Annotated in this window: 14 protein-coding genes; 4 read left to right on the forward strand and 10 right to left on the reverse strand. The window is 54.6% G+C overall.

Annotated elements, in window-relative coordinates:
• Window positions 1-134: 134 nt before the first annotated feature.
• The 8 genes from yegQ to O6D90_RS08485 form a co-directional block, all read right to left on the reverse strand.
• Window positions 135-1,496 carry a tRNA 5-hydroxyuridine modification protein YegQ gene (yegQ, locus tag O6D90_RS08450; protein ID WP_006683890.1) on the reverse strand — a complete coding sequence of 454 codons (1,362 nt, stop codon included), beginning with the start codon at window positions 1,494-1,496 and terminating at the stop codon, window positions 135-137.
• A 159-nt stretch (window positions 1,497-1,655) separates the two neighbouring features.
• On the reverse strand, window positions 1,656-1,988 hold the full coding sequence (locus tag O6D90_RS08455) for a YegP family protein (RefSeq protein ID WP_016153608.1): 333 nt from the start codon (window positions 1,986-1,988) through the stop codon (window positions 1,656-1,658).
• Window positions 1,989-2,123: 135 nt separating this feature from the next.
• Window positions 2,124-2,846 carry a two-component system response regulator BaeR gene (gene baeR / locus O6D90_RS08460; protein WP_016156936.1) on the reverse strand — a complete coding sequence of 241 codons (723 nt, stop codon included), beginning with the start codon at window positions 2,844-2,846 and terminating at the stop codon, window positions 2,124-2,126.
• Complete coding sequence (baeS, locus tag O6D90_RS08465) at window positions 2,843-4,246, reverse strand: two-component system sensor histidine kinase BaeS (RefSeq protein WP_016153606.1); 1,404 nt, start codon at window positions 4,244-4,246, stop codon at window positions 2,843-2,845. The genes baeR and baeS overlap by 4 nt, the downstream gene beginning before the upstream one ends.
• A complete protein-coding gene (locus tag O6D90_RS08470; protein WP_016156935.1) occupies window positions 4,246-5,658 on the reverse strand; it encodes an MFS transporter in 1,413 nt (470 codons plus the stop codon). The genes baeS and O6D90_RS08470 overlap by 1 nt, the downstream gene beginning before the upstream one ends.
• Window positions 5,655-8,729, reverse strand: a complete 3,075-nt coding sequence (mdtC, locus tag O6D90_RS08475; RefSeq protein WP_016156934.1) for a multidrug efflux RND transporter permease subunit MdtC — start codon at window positions 8,727-8,729, stop codon at window positions 5,655-5,657. Before mdtC ends, O6D90_RS08470 begins: the two co-directional genes overlap by 4 nt.
• Window positions 8,730-11,852, reverse strand: coding sequence for an MdtB/MuxB family multidrug efflux RND transporter permease subunit (locus tag O6D90_RS08480; protein WP_016156933.1), 3,123 nt, complete (start codon window positions 11,850-11,852; stop codon window positions 8,730-8,732).
• Window positions 11,852-13,099 (reverse strand): MdtA/MuxA family multidrug efflux RND transporter periplasmic adaptor subunit, encoded by a 1,248-nt coding sequence (locus tag O6D90_RS08485; protein WP_016156932.1) that lies wholly within the window; start codon window positions 13,097-13,099, stop codon window positions 11,852-11,854. The genes O6D90_RS08480 and O6D90_RS08485 overlap by 1 nt, the downstream gene beginning before the upstream one ends.
• A gap of 279 nt (window positions 13,100-13,378) precedes the next feature.
• Between O6D90_RS08485 and O6D90_RS08490 the strand changes: the two genes are divergently transcribed.
• A complete protein-coding gene (locus tag O6D90_RS08490; RefSeq protein ID WP_109017525.1) occupies window positions 13,379-13,438 on the forward strand; it encodes a type I toxin-antitoxin system Ibs family toxin in 60 nt (19 codons plus the stop codon).
• Between the two features lie 99 nt (window positions 13,439-13,537).
• On the opposite strand, the gene yegD is transcribed toward O6D90_RS08490, so the two are convergent.
• Window positions 13,538-14,890, reverse strand: coding sequence for a molecular chaperone (yegD, locus tag O6D90_RS08495; RefSeq protein WP_016156931.1), 1,353 nt, complete (start codon window positions 14,888-14,890; stop codon window positions 13,538-13,540).
• Between the two features lie 136 nt (window positions 14,891-15,026).
• Here yegD and alkA point away from each other — a divergent pair, with 136 nt between their 5' ends.
• Window positions 15,027-15,896 carry a DNA-3-methyladenine glycosylase 2 gene (gene alkA, locus O6D90_RS08500; protein ID WP_016156930.1) on the forward strand — a complete coding sequence of 290 codons (870 nt, stop codon included), beginning with the start codon at window positions 15,027-15,029 and terminating at the stop codon, window positions 15,894-15,896.
• Here alkA and O6D90_RS08505 read toward each other — a convergent pair.
• Window positions 15,864-19,193, reverse strand: a complete 3,330-nt coding sequence (locus O6D90_RS08505) for a diguanylate cyclase (protein ID WP_032931985.1) — start codon at window positions 19,191-19,193, stop codon at window positions 15,864-15,866. The genes alkA and O6D90_RS08505 overlap by 33 nt on opposite strands.
• A 315-nt stretch (window positions 19,194-19,508) precedes the next feature.
• Here O6D90_RS08505 and udk point away from each other — a divergent pair, with 315 nt between their 5' ends.
• Both udk and dcd read left to right on the forward strand, forming a co-directional pair.
• Entirely contained in the window at window positions 19,509-20,150 is a 642-nt protein-coding gene (gene udk / locus O6D90_RS08510) for a uridine kinase (RefSeq protein WP_003036776.1), read from the forward strand.
• A 91-nt stretch (window positions 20,151-20,241) separates the two neighbouring features.
• Entirely contained in the window at window positions 20,242-20,823 is a 582-nt protein-coding gene (gene dcd, locus O6D90_RS08515) for a dCTP deaminase (RefSeq protein ID WP_016153598.1), read from the forward strand.
• The last annotated feature ends 9 nt before the right edge of the window (window positions 20,824-20,832 follow it).

Raw genomic sequence — 20,832 nt, forward strand, 5'->3', positions numbered from 1 at the left:
AGGAGGTGGTTCCTGGTACAGCTAGCATTTATGGGTTATGTTTTTCAGCGGATGGGATAATACCCTTAATGAACGAAGCGGTATGTGATCGATTTCTAAGAATCTTCCGAACGCTGAAAAATAACCGTAATTAACTACTTAGCATGTGGGTTGCGCGTGGACTCACCGGCAAAATTACGCATCAACAATGCATAATTCAGATCGATATCCTCCGGTACAGGCATCCACACGGTGTAACCATCGCCCGGCGCAACCGGCATCGCTTCGCCTTTCGCGTTTTCCATCTGTTCGAGGGTAAAGTTGATGTTGCCCTGTGGGGTCATCAGCTCCAGGCTGTCGCCGACGGTGAATTTATTTTTCACCAGCACAGCCGCCAGTTCACCTTTACGTTCGCCAGTGAATTCGCCGACAAACTGCTGACGCTCGGAAACAGAGAAGCCGTATTCGTAGTTCTGATAGTCGTCATGCGTATGGCGGCGCAGGAACCCCTCGGTGTAACCGCGATGCGCCAGACCTTCCAGCGTTTCCAGCAGTTGCGGGTCGAACGGTTTCCCGGCAGCGGCATCATCAATGGCCTTGCGATAAACCTGCGCGGTACGTGCACAGTAGTAGTATGATTTAGTACGGCCTTCAATTTTCAGCGAATGCACGCCCATCTGAGTCAGGCGCTCAACGTGGGCAATGGCACGTAAATCCTTCGAGTTCATGATGTAAGTGCCGTGTTCGTCTTCAAACGCGGTCATGTACTCACCCGGACGCTGGGCTTCTTCGATCATAAAGACTTTGTCAGTCGGCGCGCCAATACCCAGCGTCGGCTCAACATTTTGTACCGGGATAGGCTCGTACTTATGCACGATATTGCCCACCACGTCTTCTTTGCCTTCCTGCACGTTGTATTCCCAGCGGCAGGCATTTGTACAGGTACCCTGATTTGGGTCACGCTTGTTGATGTAGCCAGAGAGCAGGCAGCGGCCGGAGTAAGCCATGCACAGCGCGCCGTGAACAAAGATCTCAATTTCCATATCCGGCACCTGGGTGCGGATCTCTTCAATTTCTTCCAACGACAGTTCGCGGGACAGGATCACACGGGTCAATCCCATCTGCTTCCAGAATTTCACCGTCGCCCAGTTTACGGCGTTAGCTTGTACTGAAAGGTGAATGTCCATGTCAGGGAAGTTTTCGCGCACCAGCATAATCAGACCGGGGTCGGACATGATCAGTGCATCCGGCCCCATTTCCACCACCGGTTTCAGGTCACGAATGAAGGTCTTCAGCTTGGCGTTATGCGGGGCAATATTAACCACCACATAGAATTTTTTACCCAGTTCATGGGCTTCATTAATGCCTAGCTGCAGGTTTTCGTGATTGAATTCGTTGTTGCGTACGCGCAGTGAGTAACGCGGTTGGCCCGCATATACAGCGTCTGCGCCATAGGCGAAAGCGTAACGCATGTTTTTCAGCGTTCCCGCAGGGGAAAGGAGTTCCGGTTTAAACATAATTTTCTCGTTCTGATGACAGGTCAGACTCGCCTCACTCAATGAGGCGGTTAGGGGAGTGCCCCCATATTAAGGGCGGGCATTGTAGCGCTGTGGGGAAGACAGGTAAAGAAAAACGCCGGGCGACAGCGTGGCGTTACCCGGCTGAGCGAGTCATTATCAGGTTTTATCTTTTATCGTCTGACTTACACCATTGGTCTTAACTGAAGCAATACCGGTCTCGCGCGACTGTTCATTCGCATACAGTTGACTGCTACCAATAATCTGGTGGTTTGCTGCTTTCAGATTGAAATGCAATTTGCCATTAGCTGCCGTTTTTTTCTCGTAACGCTCGGCCAGAGGGCTGTTAGCCTGGACAGATGCGATCCCTTTTTCTGCCGCCCCTTTTGTCGTGTAAAGCTCACTGGTAAGGATAGTTTCCCCGTTTCCAGCCTTAAGAACAAAGCGGTACTGATCATCGCTACTCTTGCTTAATTCAAACCAACCAGCCATATGAACTCCTTGATTAAAGTTTTATATCAAACAGTTATTGACGACAGTGTTGCCACAAAGAGTATGAGCGATATTTGGAGAGTTGCTAGTCAACAGGACTCCACGAAGCCGCGGAGTCCTGCAGGACGGGAGTGTTTACACAATCCGGCAGGCGTCGGCTTCCCAGCGATACCCTACGCCATAGACCGCGCGGATAAACGACTGCTCCGCATCCAGCGATTCCAGCTTGCGTCGCAGGTTCTTGATATGGCTGTCGATGGTTCGGTCGGTAACGACACGGTAATCGTCATAGAGATGATTGAGCAACTGTTCACGGGAGAACACTTTTCCCGGTTCATGCGACAACGTTTTGAGTAAGCGAAATTCAGCAGGCGTTAAGTCGAGCATTTTCCCACGCCAGGACGCCTGAAAACGACCTTCATCGACGATCAACGGGCTGTCAGCATCCATCTGTTGCAGTTCGCGCTGCGGCTTGCAACGGCGCAGAATCGTCTTCACGCGAGCAACAACTTCACGCGGGCTGTAGGGTTTGCAAATATAATCATCCGCACCGATCTCCAGCCCCAGCAGGCGATCAATTTCTTCTATCTTGGCGGTTACCATCATGATGGGGACTTCAGAGAATCGGCGGATTTCCCGGCACAGAGTCAGGCCGTCGGTACCAGGCAGCATCAGATCCAACAAGATCAGATCGGGCGGCGTCTGACGCACGTAAGGAAGAACCAGATCGCCGTGGCTGATGAGCGTAGGAGCGTAGCTTGCCGCGCGCAGATAGTCGATAAGCAGTTGCCCCAGCTTGGGCTCGTCTTCCACGATCAGAATACGCGGCGTGTTTTCATCAATGGGTAACTCAGTCATACATCTCTCTGTAAATCGCGTTCCAGCGGTAATGTTACTGTAATGCTAACCCCGCCAAAAGGCGAATGGGCGGCGCGAATCAGACCATTATGCGCCTGTACGATATTGACGCAAATTGCCAGCCCCAGCCCGGAACCACCGCTGGCACGGTTACGCGAGCCTTCGGTGCGATAAAATCGTTCAAACAGCTTCTGTAACTGGTCGTCACTTACGCCGGGAGCGGAATCAGCGAAGGTTAATAAAACCATACGCTCGCGTTGTTCGGCGCTGATGTGCAGTCCGCCGCCGCTGTCGGTGTAGCGCAGACTGTTTTCCAACAGATTGTTGAACAACTGCATCAGACGATCCCTGTCGCCAAATACCGTCATGCTGTCCGGGAGTGAAAGTTGTATCGTCAGTCCACGGCTGGCAAAGCGTTCACGAAATGCGCCACTTGCCACTTCCAACAGGGGGATGAGATCCAGCGATGTTTTCTGGTAGGCCAGCGCGCCTTCATCGGACATGGAGAGCTGATGCAGATCGTCCACCAGCTTGGTGAGCGTACCCACTTCAGCTTGCAAAGAGGCAACGGAGTCAGGGGTGAACTGGCGTACGCCATCCTGAATGGCTTCCAGTTCACCGCGCAACACCGCCAACGGCGTACGCAGTTCGTGAGAAATATCGGCCATAAAGTCACGCCGCATCTGCTGGTTTTTTTCCAGCGTACTGGCAAGCTGGTTGAAGTCCTGCGCCAGCTTGCCCAGTTCATCCGTACTGGTCGGTGCAACGCGAGTGGTGAAATCGCCAGCCGCCAGTTTGTGCGTGCCTTCCACTAACCGCTTGACCGGGGCCAGCAGGCTGCGCGCCAGCGTAAACGTTGCCAGCGCCGCCAGGATCGTGGAGAGCGCGACGATGAGCCAACTGGAACGTCTTTGCTGCATGTCGAAATTGATATCCGTATTGCGCGTTAAGCGTTCCACGGGAGAGGCAATCACGGCACCGACTTCGCTACCGTTGACGCGGATCGGATGGCGCATACCGTCACGGGGGACCGGAGCACGCGGACCGACCAGCACGCGGGCATTTTGGTCGACAACCCAAAACTGCGTACGCCAGCCGTGCGGCGGCATGCCGGGGCCGGGTTTATCATCGTCGTTGTCGTGTTCAAAAGAGCGCAGGATCTGAAAAACAAACCGATCGTTATTGCGTAAGAATCGCCAGTTGCCGTGCTGTTCATACTGCTCGCTTAATGCGTCGCTGAGCATTTGCAGCCGCTGTTCGTTACCGTGCTTGATATAGTCAATAAAACCGCGTTCGAAGCTTATGCGTACGGCCCAGTGCATGCTGATCAGCAATACGATGCAGGTGGCGAAAATCGCCAGAAACAGTTTGCCGGTGATACCGGGCCGCCAGAACTTCATCAGGTGCTCCTCTTGCGCCGTGAAATCACCGCGTTGGTTTGCGTGTCGTTCGGCACGCGGGCAAAAATAATGGCGGGCAGCGCGATAATGAATGCGATGCACAGCCAGGTATACATAAAGACGGTATGCGTACTTCCGCTGTCGATGACGCTATGCTGCTGACCGAACATGCCTAGCAGCAGTCCCGCGATGGTCACCCCGATACTCATCGACAGCTGCATGATCATTGACAGCAGGCTGTTACCACTGCTGGCGAGATCGTCAGGCAGGTCTTTTAACGTCAGGGTGTTCATGGATGAAAAACGCGTTGAGTTGACCATTCCCTGTAAGAACAGTACGAAGGGCAGGGCGTAATACCAGCCGAGCAGCGCGGTGGTCATCAGCAGCAGACTGACCAGCGACAGGCCAAGCGTTGTAGCGACCAGTACGCGACGGTAGCCAAAGCGGTTAACGACCTGCACCACAATGCGCTTCATGCCCATACTGCCGAGCACCATCGGGATCATCATCAGCCCGGCATGAAAGGGAGAAAAACCGAGGCCTATTTGTAAAAACACCGGCGTCATAAACGGCAGCATACCGCTACCGATGCGTCCGGCAAAACTGCCGAAAAGACCCAGCGAGAAGGTCGGTGTGCGAAACAGATTCAGGCTGAACAGCGCGCGTGGATTACGATGGGCGTGTTTCAGATACAGCGCAATAGCCAGCATTCCGCAGATAACCAACGCTGCCAGCGAGATACTGGAGATGCCGGTTCCTTTACTGCCATCAAGTGCCAGCGTCAGTACCGCCATGCCGACTGCCAGCATCGCAAATCCGGAGAGATCGAAGCGTCGGGTTTGCATGGTGTAGTTGGGCATCAGCATTAACGTCGCTATTGCGCCGACAATACCAACCGGAATGTTAATCAAAAATATCCAGTGCCAGGAGGCGTACTCAACCAGAATACCGCCTAATGCCGGTCCCAGTAGCGGGCCAATCTGACCGGGCAATGTGACAAACGTCATCGCCGCCATATATTGCTCACGCGGGACGATTTTCATCACCGTTAGCCTGCCGACCGGCACCATCATCGCACCGCCAACGCCTTGTAAGACGCGCGCCATCACCAGCTCGTTGAGTGTGCTGGACCCGGCGCAAAACAGCGAGCCAAGCGTAAACAGGATGATGGCGGTGAAGAAGATATTACGCACGCCAACTTTGTCCGCCAGCCATCCGCTGGCGGGCAGCATCACGGCAACGGTTAAAACATATGACACAATGACCATATGCATGTGTAACGGGCTTTCCCCGAGGCTTGCCGCCATCGAGGGAAGCGCAGTATTCACGATGGTGGTATCCAGCGACTGCATAAAAAAGCCGAATGCCACAATCCAAAGCTGCCAGCGGGTGCTGTCGGGAAGTTCTGTCATAACTCTGCTACCGGTTTGCTGTTTTTACGCGAAAAACGCAGACGGTCGAAAAAGAGATAGACCACAGGCGTGGTGTACAGCGTCAGGAGTTGACTCACGACCAGCCCGCCGACAATGGTTATCCCCAAAGGTTGACGTAGTTCGGAGCCATCCCCGGCGGATAACACCAGCGGCAGCGCGCCAAACAACGCCGCCAGCGTGGTCATCATGATTGGGCGAAAGCGCAGCAGGCAGGCCTGGAAAATGGCTTCTTCTGGCTGCAGCTTGCCGTTTCTCTGTGCTTCCAGCGCAAAATCGACCATCATGATGGCATTTTTCTTCACAATGCCAATTAATAGCATTATCCCTATCAGGGCGATTAGGCTGAACGGGGCATTGAACAGCTCCAGCGCCAGCAAAGCCCCGACGCCAGCTGAAGGTAGCGTGGAGAGAATGGTCAGGGGATGGACATAGCTTTCATACAGCATCCCCAGAACGATGTAGACTGTGGCAATGGCGGCGATAATCAGGATCACCTGTGAGTTCATGGTGTCCTGAAATACCTGTGCCGTGCCGGCAAAGCTACCGCGAACCGTGGAGGGGACGCCGAGCTGGGTCATGGTTCTGTTGATAGCCTCTGTCGCCTCAGACAGTGAAGAACCTGTTGGCAGGTTAAACGACACGGTTGAGGCAGCGGACAAGCCCTGATGGTTTACCGACAGCGGGGCATTCGCCGGTTGCCATTTGGCAAAGTACGATAGCGGGATTGCCTTACCGTCATTGTTGATGACGAACATTTTATCCAGCGCACTGATATCCTGGGTGTAACGTCGATCGACCTCCATCACCACTTTGTACTGGTTCATCGGTTGATAAATAGTTGAAATTTGCCGTTGTCCAAAAGCGTTGTTCAACAGGCTGTTAGCGGCTGCAACGTCGATCCCCAGACGAGACATGGTGTCGCGATCGTAGACCAGGTTCATTTCCGCGCCATTGTCCTGCTGATCTGAGTTGACATCCGCCAGTTGGGGCAGGGCGGCAAGCGCTTTACGGATCTTCGGTTCCCACTCGCGCAGCGCCGCCAGATCGTCGGAAAGCAATGTGTATTGATAGCTGGCATTGGCCTGGCGGCCGCCGACGCGAATATCCTGCACCGCCATCAGAAACAGATTCGCGCCAGGCTCTTTTGCAAGCGCGACGCGCAGGCGGTCGATCACCTGCTGAGCGGTTTCACCGCGCTCATCGCGTGGCTTGAGGGTGATAAACATCATCCCGCTGTTAACCCGGGAACCGCCGGTAAAACCGGTGACGTTATTCACCGCCGGGTCGTCGCGGATGATCTTCATAAAGTCCTGCAGTTTGCCGCGCATCGCCTGGAAAGAGATGCTCTGGTCGGCCTGAATCCCCCCCATCAACACGCCCGTATCCTGCTCCGGGAAGAAGGTTTTGGGGATGGAAATATAAAGCCAGATATTCAGCGCAATGGTGCCAAGTAACACCACGCCTACCAGTCGCGTATGGCGCAGCACCCATTTAAGCGAAGTGCCGTAACTCTGTTGCAGTGCCACCAGCACACGACCAAAACCCCGTTTACGAGACTGTTCACGCGGGGCGCTGGATTTGAGCATCCAGCCACACATCATTGGCGTTAATGTCAGCGACACCAGCAGCGAGATACCGATAGCAACTGACAGCGTGACGGCAAATTCGCGCAGCAAGCGCCCAGGCAATCCGCCCATTAACAGCAGCGGGAGGAACACCGCTACCAGCGACAGGCTCATTGAGAGCACCGTGAATCCCACTTCGCGCGTACCTTGTAGCGCCGCCTGCAGTGGCTTCATTCCCGCTTCCAGGTGGCGGGCAATATTTTCCAGCACCACGATTGCGTCATCAACGACAAATCCCGTGGCAATGGTCAACGCCATTAATGACAGGTTGTTCAGGCTGAATCCGCACAGATACATGGCGGCAAAGGTACCGATCAGCGAGACCGGAACCGCTACCGCAGGGATCAGGGTCGCGCGCCCGGAGCGCAGGAAAACAAAGACCACCAGAATAACCAGCGCAACGGAGATAATCAGCGTCTGTTCGACTTCCTCCAGTGAGGCGCGAATGGTCGGTGAACGGTCCTGGGCAATTTGCAGATCGATGGCGGCCGGGACCAGCGTTTGTAACTCCGGTAATTTGGCCCGAATGCTGTCTACCGTCTGAATAATATTGGCTTCTGGCAGCTTGCGGATCATCAGCAGGATAGCCGGTTTAGCGTTGGTCATCCCCGCGTTACGTACGTCCTGCACCGAGTCGCTCACAGACGCAACATCGCCTAGCCGCACCGCAGCGCCGTTATTGTAGTGGATGATAATCGGCTGGTACTCGGCGGCGGTTTTCAGCTCATCGTTGGTTTGTACCTGCCAGCGGTGGGTATCATTCTCGATAGCTCCCTGCGGCTTACGCACATTGGCGTTAGCAATCGCGCTACGCACGTCGTCCAGCGACACGCCCTGATTAAACAGCGCTTGCGGATTAAGCCCTACGCGCACGGCAGGCAGAGAGCTGCCCCCAACGTCGACGTCACCCACGCCGTCGATTTGCGCGATGGTCTGTGCTAATTGGGTTGATGCGAAATCGTACAGCTCACCCTGCGAGTAAGTGTCCGACGTGAGCGTCAGGATCATGATTGGCGCATCGGAAGGGTTGGCTTTGCGGTACGTGGGGCGGCTTGGCATGCCGCTGGGTAGCAGGCTTTGCGCTGCGTTAATCGCGGCCTGAACATCCCGCGCCGCGCCATTGATGTCACGGTCGAATTTGAATTCAAGAATAATGCGCGTACTGCCAAGGGAACTGCTCGAGGTCATTTCGTTCACGCCCGCGATGCGCCCCAGTGAGCGCTCCAGCGGGGTGGCTACCGAAGACGCCATCGTTTCAGGGGAAGCGCCGGGTAATGATGCGCTGACCATGATCACCGGGAAATCCACCTGCGGCAGCGGAGCTACCGGCAGCAGACGAAAGCCCAGTATCCCGCACAGGGTGATGGCCACCGAAATGAGAATGGTCGCCACCGGACGATGAATGAAAAGCGCGAAAAATTTCATCTACGCTTCCTCTTCCTGACGCGGGAAGCGGCTTTTCACGTACAGCGACAGACGGTCAAACAGCAGATAAATCACCGGGGTGGTAAACAGGGTTAATACCTGGCTTACCAGCAGACCGCCGACCATACCAATTCCTAATGGACGACGTAATTCGGCCCCCACGCCGGTACTTAACATCAGCGGCAACGCGCCGAGCAGTGCCGCCAGCGTAGTCATCAGAATCGGGCGAAAACGCAGCAGACAGGCCTGGAAAATAGCGTCGCGTGGGGTCATGCCCTGTTCGCGCTCCGCGGCAAGGGCGAAGTCGATCATCATGATGGCGTTTTTCTTGACGATACCGATGAGCAAAATAATGCCGATAATCGCGATGACGTCCAGTTCACTGCCGGCAATCATTAACGCCAGGAGGGCGCCAACGCCCGCCGTGGGTAGCGTGGAGAGAATGGTAATCGGGTGAATAAAGCTCTCATACAGCACGCCGAGGACGATATACATCGCGACAACCGCAGCCACAATCAACCAGATGGTATTACCCAGTGCGGCCTGGAAAGCGAGCGTACTGCCCTGGAACTGGGTGGTAATATTTGCTGGCAGATTGAGCGTTTTTTCGGCATCCAGAATTGCCTGCACCGCATCGCCCAGCGAATGACCGTCCGGTACGTTGAACGAGATGGTGGTGACCGGGAACTGATCGAGGTGGTTAATCGACAGCGGAGCGAAACGCTGTTCAATGCTGGCGATTGCGCTGAGCGGAACCACGCCGCCGTCGCTGCTGGTCAGACGGATAGTGTCCAGTGCAGCAAGCCCCGGCGTACTGTTGGTGTCATGTTCCAACACGACGCGATACTGGTTGGCCTGGGTGTAGATGGTTGAAATCAGTCGCTGGCCGAAGGCGTTGTACAGGGCGTTATCGACATCCGCCATGCTGATGCCTAAACGGCTGGCGCTATCGCGATTGACGTTCACATACGCCACCAGCCCTTTGTCCTGCCAGTCGCTACTGACATCAGACAGTTGCGGTAGCTGGTGAAGTTTTTCTAACAGCTGTGGAACCCAGGTGCTGAGGGCGTCAAGAGACGTTGCTTGCAGCGTAAACTGATATTGCGTCCGGCTGACCTGGGTATCAATCGTCAGGTCCTGGGTGGGCTGAAGATAGAGATCAACGCCGGGTACTCTGTCAACCGCGTCCTGTAGGCGTGCGATCACTTTCTGCACGCGATCGTCGCGATCGTCCAGAGGCTTAAGGTTGATTTGCAGACGCGCGCTGTTCAATGCCGGATTAGTACCATCCACGCCGACAAAAGCGGTCAGGCTCTCTACCGCCGGATCTTGAAGGATGACATCGGAAACCTGGCGCTGGCGCTCGGCCATGCTGGCAAATGAACTGGACTGCGGCGCCTGCAGCGTACCCTGGATGATGCCGTTGTCCTGGATTGGGAAGAACCCTTTGGGGATAAAGACCCATAACATAACGCTCAGTGCCAGCGTGCCGAGCGCCACGCCCAGCGTGAGCCACGGATGATTCAGCACTTTTGCCAGCCAGTGACCGTACCCAGCAATGACGCGATCGAACATACGCTCCGAGGCGCGGGAGAAGCGGTTCTGCTTACGCAACGAGGCCTGATTAAGCATGCGCGCGCACATCATCGGCGTGAGGGTGAGCGAGACGACGGCGGAAATCAGAATTGCCACGGCCAGCGTAACGGCAAACTCGCGGAATAATCGGCCAACGATATCACCCATAAACAACAGTGGGATCAGCACGGCGATTAGCGAAAATGTCAGAGAGATGATGGTAAAACCAATCTCACCAGCCCCCTTCAGGGCGGCAGTCAGCGGTTTTTCGCCTTTTTCGATATAGCGTGAAATATTCTCGATAACCACGATAGCGTCATCCACTACGAATCCTGTCGCGATGGTTAGCGCCATTAGGGTCAGGTTATTGATGGAGAAATCAAGAAATACCATCACCGCGAAGGTGCCAATGAGCGACAGCGGAACGGCGACCGCAGGAATAATCGTCGCCGGAATATTGCGCAGGAACAGGTAGATGATCATCACCACCAGCGCAATCGCCAGCATTAGCTCAAACTGGGTGTCTGCAACGGACGCACGAATATTGGTCGTACGATCCGAAAGCACGCTGACCTTAACTGATTTGGGCAGGCTTTCGGTGAGCTGCGGCAGCATTTGACGGATACTGTCTGCCGTGGAGATGATGTTCGCCCCAGGCTGGCGCTGAACATTCATCACAATGGCTTGTTGCTTATTGGCCCATGCGCCCAGCCAGCTATTTTCTGCCCCTTGTTCGACGGTGGCGACATCGCCCAGACGAACCGGCGCACCGTTTTTATAGGCCACGATGAGCTGGCGATATTCGTCTGCGGACTGCATCTGGTCGTTGGCGGAAAGGGTGACAGCACGCGTTGGGCCATCAAGACTCCCTTTTGCCGAATTGACGTTAGCCCCGGTAATGGCTGTACGGATGGTTTCGCTGGTCAGACCGAGTGCGGCAATAGCCTGTGCGTTAAGCTTCACGCGGACCGCCGGTCGTTGCCCGCCGGAAAGTGTTACCAGACCGACACCGGAAACCTGAGAGATTTTCTGCGCGACGCGGGTTTCGACCATATCTTCCACCTGCGTCATCGGCATGGCGCTGGACGTGACCGCCAGCGTCATGATCGGTGGATCTGCCGGGTTTACCTTGCTGTAGACCGGCGGATTGGGCAGATCGCCCGGTAATAAATTGGTGGCGGCGTTAATCGCAGCCTGAACTTCCTGCTCGGCAACATCCAGCGGCAGCGTCAGTTGAAACTGCAACGTGACGACCGATGCGCCGCCGGAACTTTGCGAGGACATCTGTTTTAAGCCGGACATCTGTCCGAACTGACGCTCAAGCGGCGCGGTTACCGCCGAGGTCATGACGTCCGGGCTGGCGCCCGGGTACAGCGTAACGACCTGAATCGTGGGGTAATCGACTTCCGGTAAGGCGGCGATCGGCAGGAAACGATAACCGATAATACCGGCAAGCAAAATCGCGACCATCAGCAGCGTGGTGGCGACAGGTCGCAGAATAAACAGGCGTGATGGCCCGCCTGTGTTGTGCGGAGGTAACACCTGCATCAGGAGTTAGCTCCTTTTTTGCCGTATCCGCGGGGCGCAGTTTTCTCATCCTGAGCAGAGGCGTCATGCGCCTCTACGACTTCTACTTTTGCGCCTTCCGTCAGGCGGTCAATACCGTCGGTTATGACCCGATCGCCTGCGGACAACCCGGCGGCGATCACTACTTTTTGGCTATCCTGAATACCTGGTTTAACCAGATGTTTGCTCACTTTATTCTCGCTGTTCAGCACCCAGACAAAATGGCCCTCATTGCCCATCTGCAGGGCGGCCGTTGGGATCACCACGGCGTTTTGTTCCGTGTCGACCAGCATGCGGGCGTTAACGAACTGGTTAGGGAATAAAGCATCATCCTGATTGTTAAAACGGGCTTTAACTTTGATGGTTCCGGTCGTGGCATCAATCTGATTGTCGAGACTGAGCAGGACGCCTTCGCTCAGTTTTTGCGAATTGGTTCGGTCCCAGGCTTCGACCTTTAACGGAGTCCCCGATTTTTGCGCCCGCAACACGGTGGCAATGTCGTTTTCAGGCAAGGTGAATATCAGGTCGATAGGATGGGTTTGCGTAATGACGACGATTCCGGTGGTATCGCCGCTGGAAATTTGGTTACCGATGTCGACCTGCTTCAGACCGACACGCCCCTCTACAGGCGCGGTTATCCGACTCCAGTCAAGCTGCAATTGGGCGCTGGCGACGCTGGCTTCATCGGCTTTGATTGTCCCTAATGTTTCATTTACCAGCGCCTGCTGGGCATCCAGCTCCTGGCGGGAGACCAGATTAGTTTTCACCAGCTGTTGATAGCGGGCAAGATCGCGACGGGCATTTGCCAGCGTGGCTTTATCTTTTGCCAGTTGGCCCTGCGCCTGAGCCAGAGCAACTTTGAACTGGCTGGGATCTATCTCTGCCAGCAGGTCGCCGGCTTTTACCTGCTGTCCTTCCTCGAAGTGTAAGGCAATGAGCTGACCATCCACCCGGCTACGTACCGTGGCGGTATTTGCGGCAGTAATGGTACCCAGTCCTGTCAGGTAACGCGGAACGGCTTCCATGGCGGCGGTGGCAGCCTGAACGGGAGCCAACGGCCCGGAGCGCATTCCACGCCGTCCCGAACCTGGCGTGTGCTGCGCTGGTTTGGTCGCGCCCGGTGCGTTTTCCTGGGCGTCGTTACGGCTTTGCCAGAACCAGATGGCGGCGACGGTGGCCACAACGATCGCGATTGCTAGCACCCAGCGGGATTTTTTACTGCCTTTCATTGTTATAAGTTTCTCATCCTGAAACGATTCGCGGAATGATACTAGTTTAGCCAGCGAACAAGGGAGAAAAATGGAGGAATTATGAAACACTGTCGGGATTCGTCTGAATGCTGATGCGGCTTTGCGAAGCGTTACGCAACAATCGGTGGTGAAGATAGCGAATACGTGATTGTGCGTTAGAGTGCTGACAAGGCAAAAAGGAGGAAAGCCAGAGATTTCAGCGGGACGCTGGAACGGGAAAGCCCCTCCCGAGGAAGGGGCCAAAATAAGGAAAGGGTTATGATGAAGCAGGTCATCATACTGGTGATACTCTTAGTGATTAGCTTACCGGCTTACTAAGACACCAGGGGGAGGGGAAGCCCTCCCTAACCCTCACTCCTGAAAATAAGCCACAGCAATGGTGATGTCAATACACGTACTTTTCAGCATGCGAGCCGCTTAGCGGAAAACAACGTCAGCCCAGCGGGCCAGTCCGGCAGTAACGGAACCGAAATCATCGCCCCCCGCGATCGGAATCCCGGGAAGTTGCTGGGCGAGGGCTTTTTTAATCAGCGGCGAACGCGCGCTACCGCCGGTCAGGTAAATCACGTCCGGTTTTTCCTGCGCGTTTTCAAGCGCCAGTTGAACCTGCTCCAGAATGCGCGCCAGGGGCTGATTGAGCGCAGCTTCCAGCCCGTGTTGACTGATATCGGTTGCCAGCGTGTTGCTGATAAACGGTATCGCCGCCGTCACAATGGTCTGATCGGAAAGCGCGATTTTGCTCTCTTCTGCGCTGCGCACCAGGCGATAGCTCAGACGCTCGCGCCAGACTTTAAGCAGTAGGGCGACTTTATCGGCTTCTTTCGCGTCACGGACAAGATCGTTGAGCAAGCGACCGTTGGCGCTACTGTAGAAGTCACTTTGCGCGGGAACATCGTTGATCGCGACCGCGTTCCACCAGGGCAGAATAGGTAAGGCGATCCCTTTTTCCGTTTCTCCCCCCATACCGAGCAGCGGCATCAGATGTTTAAACGCCAGCGCAATATCCAGATCGTTCCCGCCAACGCGGCAGCCGCTGTGCCCCAGCAGGCTGTTTTCGCGATCGGCGCGCTGATGCCATTGCGGCCCCATCAGCAGCAGTGAACAGTCGGTTGTACCCCCGCCAATATCCACCACCAGCACGCGTTTTTCTTCCTGCAGCGTGGCTTCGTAATCCAGACCAGCCGCTACCGGCTCGTACTGGAAGACGACATCCTGAAAACCGGCGCGTTTAGCCGCACGTTCAAGAATACCCTGCGCCTGGGCGTTGGCGTCATCGCCCCCTAACCCCTGGAAGTTGATGGGACGACCAATAACGGCCTGGGTGATGGCTTCCGGCAACTGATTTTGTGCCTGGTTGCGTATGTGCAGCATCATCGCGCAGACCAGATCTTCAAACAGCGCAACCTGCTGCGGCTTCAGACCGCTGGCACCCAAAAATGATTTTGGCGATTTAACGAAGTACACCTCTTCCGGGTCTTCAATATATTGACCCAGCGATGCCAGACCGAACTGCACGCTGTTGGCGTTAACGTCGATGTCTTCTTCGCGGTTATAGCGCATCGCGCGGCGAAGCAGCGCCTGCGTTTCGTCGTCCGTGGTTGGGATGTCGTGATGGCGATACAGCCACTCGCTGACCGCTTCGCGCGTTGGCGCGCACAGCATTGAAGGCAGAAGCGTGCTGTTATTTTCCATTTTGAGCAGGTGAGGCTGCCCGTCACGCATAACGGCCACTGAACAGTTTGCCGTACCGTAGTCAAAACCAATAAACACCGTAAAAATCCCCATGCCAGTGAAGAAGGGGCGTGACTTTAACGAAATGTTGACGCTCCGACAACTGGAATATGAAAGCAAGGCGCATCGATTGAATACCGTTTATGCTGTAGGTTTGCATAAAAAGGAAAACTGAATGTTCACGCTGAGCTGGCAACCGCCTTATGACTGGCCCTGGATGCTGGGATTTCTTGCCGCCCGTGCGGTTGACGGTGTCGAAACGGTGGAGGAACTGAGTTATACCAGAAGCCTGTCCGTAGGGGAGCATCGGGGGCTGGTGCGCGTCGTACCGGATTTGCACGCCAATGTGCTACACGTGACGTTAAGTTCGGGATTACAACCCGCCGCCCCCGAGTGCCTGGCGAAAATAACCCGTTTGTTTGATCTTACCTGCTGCCCGCAGCAAATTGTCAGCGCGCTGGGAAGCCTTGGTGCGGCGCGTCCGGGACTGCGCCTGCCGGGATGTGTCGATGCTTTTGAGCAAGGGGTACGGGCGATTTTAGGGCAGTTAGTCAGCGTGGCTATGGCGGCAAAACTGACAGCGAAAGTCGCCCATGCTTATGGCGACACGCTGGAGGATGCGCCAGGGTATGTTTGTTTTCCCACGCCTGAAGCGCTTGCTGACGCCGAACCGTTGCACCTGAAAGCGTTAGGGATGCCGCTCAAACGCGCTGAAGCGTTGATTCACCTGGCGCGTGCAACGCTTGAAGGAACGCTTGCGACAGAAGCGCCTGACGATATTGAGCAAGGCGTTAAGCAACTACAAACGTTTCCCGGAATAGGGCGCTGGACCGCCAACTATTTTGCGCTGCGTGGTTGGCAGGCGAAGGATGTTTTTTTGCCGGATGATTATCTGATTAAACAGCGTTTTCCCGGCATGACGCCAGCCCAGATCCGGCGGTATGCAGAGCGTTGGAAACCCTGGCGCTCCTATGCACTCTTGCATATCTGGTACACGGATGGCTGGCAGCCGTCAGTTGATGGCGAAATTACTGGTATTCAGTAGCAGATCCAACGGTTGGGCGTTGGCAATAATGTCGCCATAAATCATGTCAATACCGATGCCAGAAAGCGCATCCATGATAAGCGGCAACTGCACCGGACCGGCGATGCTTTTAATGTCCAGACGCTGGGCATGGCCCTGGATAATGGACACCCACATCTCGTCAATCAGGTCTCCGTGAGCGCTGGCGCTTAGCTCGCTGTCAAGCAACAGGTAATCGACAATGTGGTATTTCAGATTGTCAAAAAGCTCTAAATCACGACCGACCTGACTTAACACAATTCGACAACCGAACTGACGTAGCCGATGCAGGGCGGATATCGCCTGCGTTGGATTCGTTTTGATGACGCTGGCCGGAACGGTCAGGTGCAGCAGCCGTGGCGGTAACGGGCTATGTTGCAATTGTTCCAGCAGCTCATCAACAAGTTCTGAATTGAGCAGCCCGGCGGCGGAAAGGGGGAGCGCAACACTGAGGCCCTTGCTGGCGACTGCCGGGGCAGCATTCTGGAAGAATTCGCTGAATACCCGACGGTCGAGCGCTTGATTCAATGTGGGATCGACCAGCCCGGTACGGAATGTTTGCTCTTCAATCACTTCGCCTTCAGCAGTCCCTAAGCGTAGCGATATAAGCCAGAAGCTAAACGTCTCAGGTATACGTGGAGAAGCCACGCCTCTGGCGATCATCAGCATCGGGCTGTGCGTAATGGTATGCTTTTGTTCGTCCAATGACAGTTGGCTACGCGCGGCATGCGCCTGGCTTTGCTGGGGCTCATAGACGCAGACACGCCCACGTCCGCTGTTTTTCGCCGCGTAGCAGGCGATATCCGCCTGAGACATGACGTCAGTCGCGATATGGTTTTTGTCATCAATCAGCGTAATTCCCGCACTGGCGCCAATGCGGTGCAAGCGGCCATCCCACATGAAGTGGTAATCGTTAATAGCACTGATGATGCGACCTGAGATGAAGCGGGCGCTTTCGATATTACAATCCGGCAGCAACAGACCAAACTCGTCGCCGCCAAGGCGCGCCAGCATATCGCTGGACCGCAGCATGCTTAGCATCAGTGAAGAGAGTTCGCGCAGCAGGGCATCGCCTGCGGCATGACCTGCGCTATCGTTCACCGCTTTAAAACGATCAAGATCGATAAAAACCAGCACATGACTCTGGTGCGCGTCGTGCACCGTATGCAGCAACTGTTTGAGATGGTTTTCAAAGCTGACCCGATTGGCCAACTGCGTCAGGTCGTCATGCGAAGCGCTGTAGCTAAGCTGGCGCAGCATCTTACGTGACTCGGTGACATCCTGAATAACCAGCACCGAGCCAATGCTGCCGCCATCAAGGGTGCTGAGGGGCGTGATGCTGTACTGAATGTCATAACTGTTGCCGTTGCGACAATGCAGGACGACTTCTTGTTCCATTGCCTTACGCGACATGTCGGCGCTGTAGATATTTTCCATCAGCGGACCGTTATCGCCGAAAGTAATACGCAGTACAGTCAGGAGCGGAATGCCAATTGCGTTTTCCTGCTGCCAGCCGCTCATTTTCTCAGCGACCGGATTCATAAAGGTCACATTCATGTCGACATCAATACAAATCACCGCCTCGCCGATGGAGTCGAGTGTAATATGCAAACGCTCTTTTTCTTGAAACAGCGCTTCGTTGAGCTGCTTCACCTCGGTCATATCCATATTGATGCCAAGTAAGCGTTCAACTTCACCGTCTTTATTCAGTACCCGGTTGGCCAATGAGCGGATATGCCGTATGCCACCTTTTACCGCGATACGAAACTCAAGCTTAAACGGGGCTCGTGCGGCCAGCGAATCGCGAATCACATTTTCGGCGTGTTCGCGATCTTCAGGCACAACGCATTCATACCAGACTTGCCAGCTGGGCTTGATATGTGCCGGGACTTCGTAGAGATCGAACATACGCTTATCCCAGCTGATCACATCAGGCTGCAGTTCCCATTCCCAAATGCCGATCCCCCCGGCTTCATTAGCGAGCGTAATGCGCTCCATCAGCCGTTTGTTCATCCACTCGGTGTGCTTCAGATCGTTAATGTCCTCAATCTGCGCAATAAAGTAGAGTGGGGTGGTGTCGCTATGGCGCACCAGCGAAACGGCCAGCAAGGCCCATACCACCTCGCCTGCGCGCGTGTAATAGCGCTTCTCCATGGAATAGCTGTTAATTTCCCCGCGTGCCAGCATGTTTAACTGTTCGAGGTCATTGTTCAAATCTTCCGGCCAGGTTAATTGCTGGAAGGTGAGCGAACGTAGCTCCTCCTGGCTATAGCCCAGAAACTGGCACAAGGCTTTATTGGCCTGTAGCCATTGCCCCTCGGTCCCGACCAGCGCCATGCCAATTGCGGAATATTCCATAGCATTGCGAAAGCGCGCTTCGCTTTCTGAGATGTGCTTGCGTTCTGCCCGAAACGCGTACATCACCATGGTCATCATATTGGCTGGCAACAGGATCATCAAAAACGGCAGCCACGGTATGCTGGTCATCATGTTCTGTTTGGGGGTGTAGAGCAGCGAAGGGTCAGCGGCCAACATCAGCGAAACCATCATCACTGTACTGAGGAAAATTAAAAACGCCTCCATACGCGGCAGACGGACAGCGCTCCACATCAACAGGACAATAACGCAGGTAAACGGCCATGGAATGAACATCATCGACAGCCAACTGAATGTTAACGTCACCAGAAGCGTAATCAGAGTTTCAAGCAGTAATCGCGGATTGCGGTGGCGCAGCAGATAATGTGGCTTAAACAGTAAACCTAATGGTACCAGCGCCAGCGCGCCGATGGATTCTGACAGCACCCAAATGAGGAAGGTATTTAACGACGTTTCTTGCGGTAATAATAACCAGAGTAATACGCCGCCCAGCAGCGGAGGGACCACTGCGCTGCCGAATGCCAGGCGCGCCCAGTCGTTGAGATTTTGTAAAGGATTGTACCAGGGCAGCAGTTTGCGCAATAACATTGCCCCCACGACAGCCTCAATAATGTTGATGGCCGTGTAGGTAAAGCTAAGCGACTCGCCGGGGAAGAAGAGCAAAGAACCCGCGATGTTACCCAATGAGCACGCCAGCGCGATCCCCGGCCACATTTTTCCCGCATGACGGTAAAAAGCCACCATCATGATTGAGGTCGGAAACCACAGCGGCGCCAGCTGCGCCCCGAAACGAGACAGTTCCAGCGAGAACAGCGTAAAGATGAAAGCCACCAGACCTAAACTGGCCAGGCGCAGTAGAGGATGAGGTAAGGTAACTAAAACATGTTGGGATTGTTTACTCATTACCACTCTACCCAAATAGCCGTTGTCGCCCAGTAGAGATGCCGGACGCATCACATTTAATCTGGGTTTATGCTAGTACAAATAATTTACAATTTATACGCCAGCTGCTCATAAATTAACACTCTCAAGCTATTAATTACTAAGGCTGGCGAATAAATGTAGCGCATGCTTTAAATATGACCGTTTTAATTTGCGACAGGGAAGGCATTGGTGCAGCCTGGGCTGGCGTCGCGCCGCTGAAATCCCTATAATTGCCGCGTTTGGCGTTTCGGCGCCGCCCTTCCTAACATCCAGGTTAATCAGGTCGCTAAATTTATGACTGATCAGTCCCATCAGTGCGTCATTATCGGCATTGCCGGCGCATCGGCTTCCGGCAAGAGTCTTATTGCCAGTACTCTTTATCGCGAATTGCGTGAACAAGTCGGTGACGAACATATTGGCGTTATTCCCGAAGACAGCTATTACAAAGATCAAAGCCATCTATCGATGGAAGAGCGTGTAAAAACCAACTACGACCATCCGAACGCGATGGATCACAGCCTGCTGTTCCAACATCTGCAAACGCTGAAACGCGGTAGTGCCATTGAGCTGCCGGTGTACAGCTACGTTGAGCACACGCGCACGCAAGACACTATTCATATCGAACCCAAGAAAGTCATCATCCTGGAAGGCATTTTGCTGCTGACGGATGCGCGTTTGCGTGATGAGATGAACTTCTCTATTTTTGTTGATACCCCGCTGGATATTTGCCTGATGCGCCGTATCAAGCGCGATGTGAACGAACGTGGTCGTTCAATGGATTCAGTGATGGCGCAATATCAGAAAACCGTCCGTCCAATGTTCCTGCAATTTATTGAGCCTTCAAAACAATACGCCGACATCATTGTGCCGCGCGGGGGTAAAAACCGCATCGCCATCGATATTCTGAAGGCTAAAATCAGTCAGTTCTTTGAATAAGTTCAGCGAATTGTGTACCGTTCAGTGATAACCTGGTTCACCCTTAATGCACCTGGCATTAAGGGGTTGAAGCACGAAAGGAGAAAGTGCCATGCGTTTATGTGACCGAGATATTGAAGCCTGGTTGGATCAAGGTCGTCTGTCGATCAATCCACGCCCTCCTGTCGAGCGAATCAACGGCGCCACGGTAGATGTGCGCCTTGGCAACAAATTCCGTACGTTCCGCGGGCATACGGCGGCGTATATCGATCTGAGCGGACCGAAAGATGAAGTCAGCGCCGCGCTGGATCGCGTGATGAGTGATGAAATCGTCCTCAAAGACGGCGAGGCATTTTTCCTGCATCCGGGCGAACTGGCGCTGGCAGTGACGTTCGAATCCGTGACGCTGCCTTCCGATCTTGTGGGTTGGTTAGATGGCCGCTCTTCGCTGGCGCGTCTGGGACTGATGGTACACGTCACCGCACACCGTATCGATCCGGGCTGGTCTGGCTGCATCGTACTGGAGTTTTACAACTCCGGAAAACTACCGCTGGCCCTGCGTCCTGGCATGCCGATTGGCGCATTAAGCTTCGAACCGCTTTCCGGTCCGGCGGCGCGACCTTACAACCGTCGTCAGGATGCAAAGTATCGCGATCAGCAGGGCGCCGTTGCCAGCCGGATCGATAAAGACTGAGTATTTTCA

The sequence above is a fragment of the Citrobacter sp. 21OH12SH02A-Citro genome, assembly GCF_027919895.1.
Classification (GTDB): domain Bacteria; phylum Pseudomonadota; class Gammaproteobacteria; order Enterobacterales; family Enterobacteriaceae; genus Citrobacter; species Citrobacter braakii.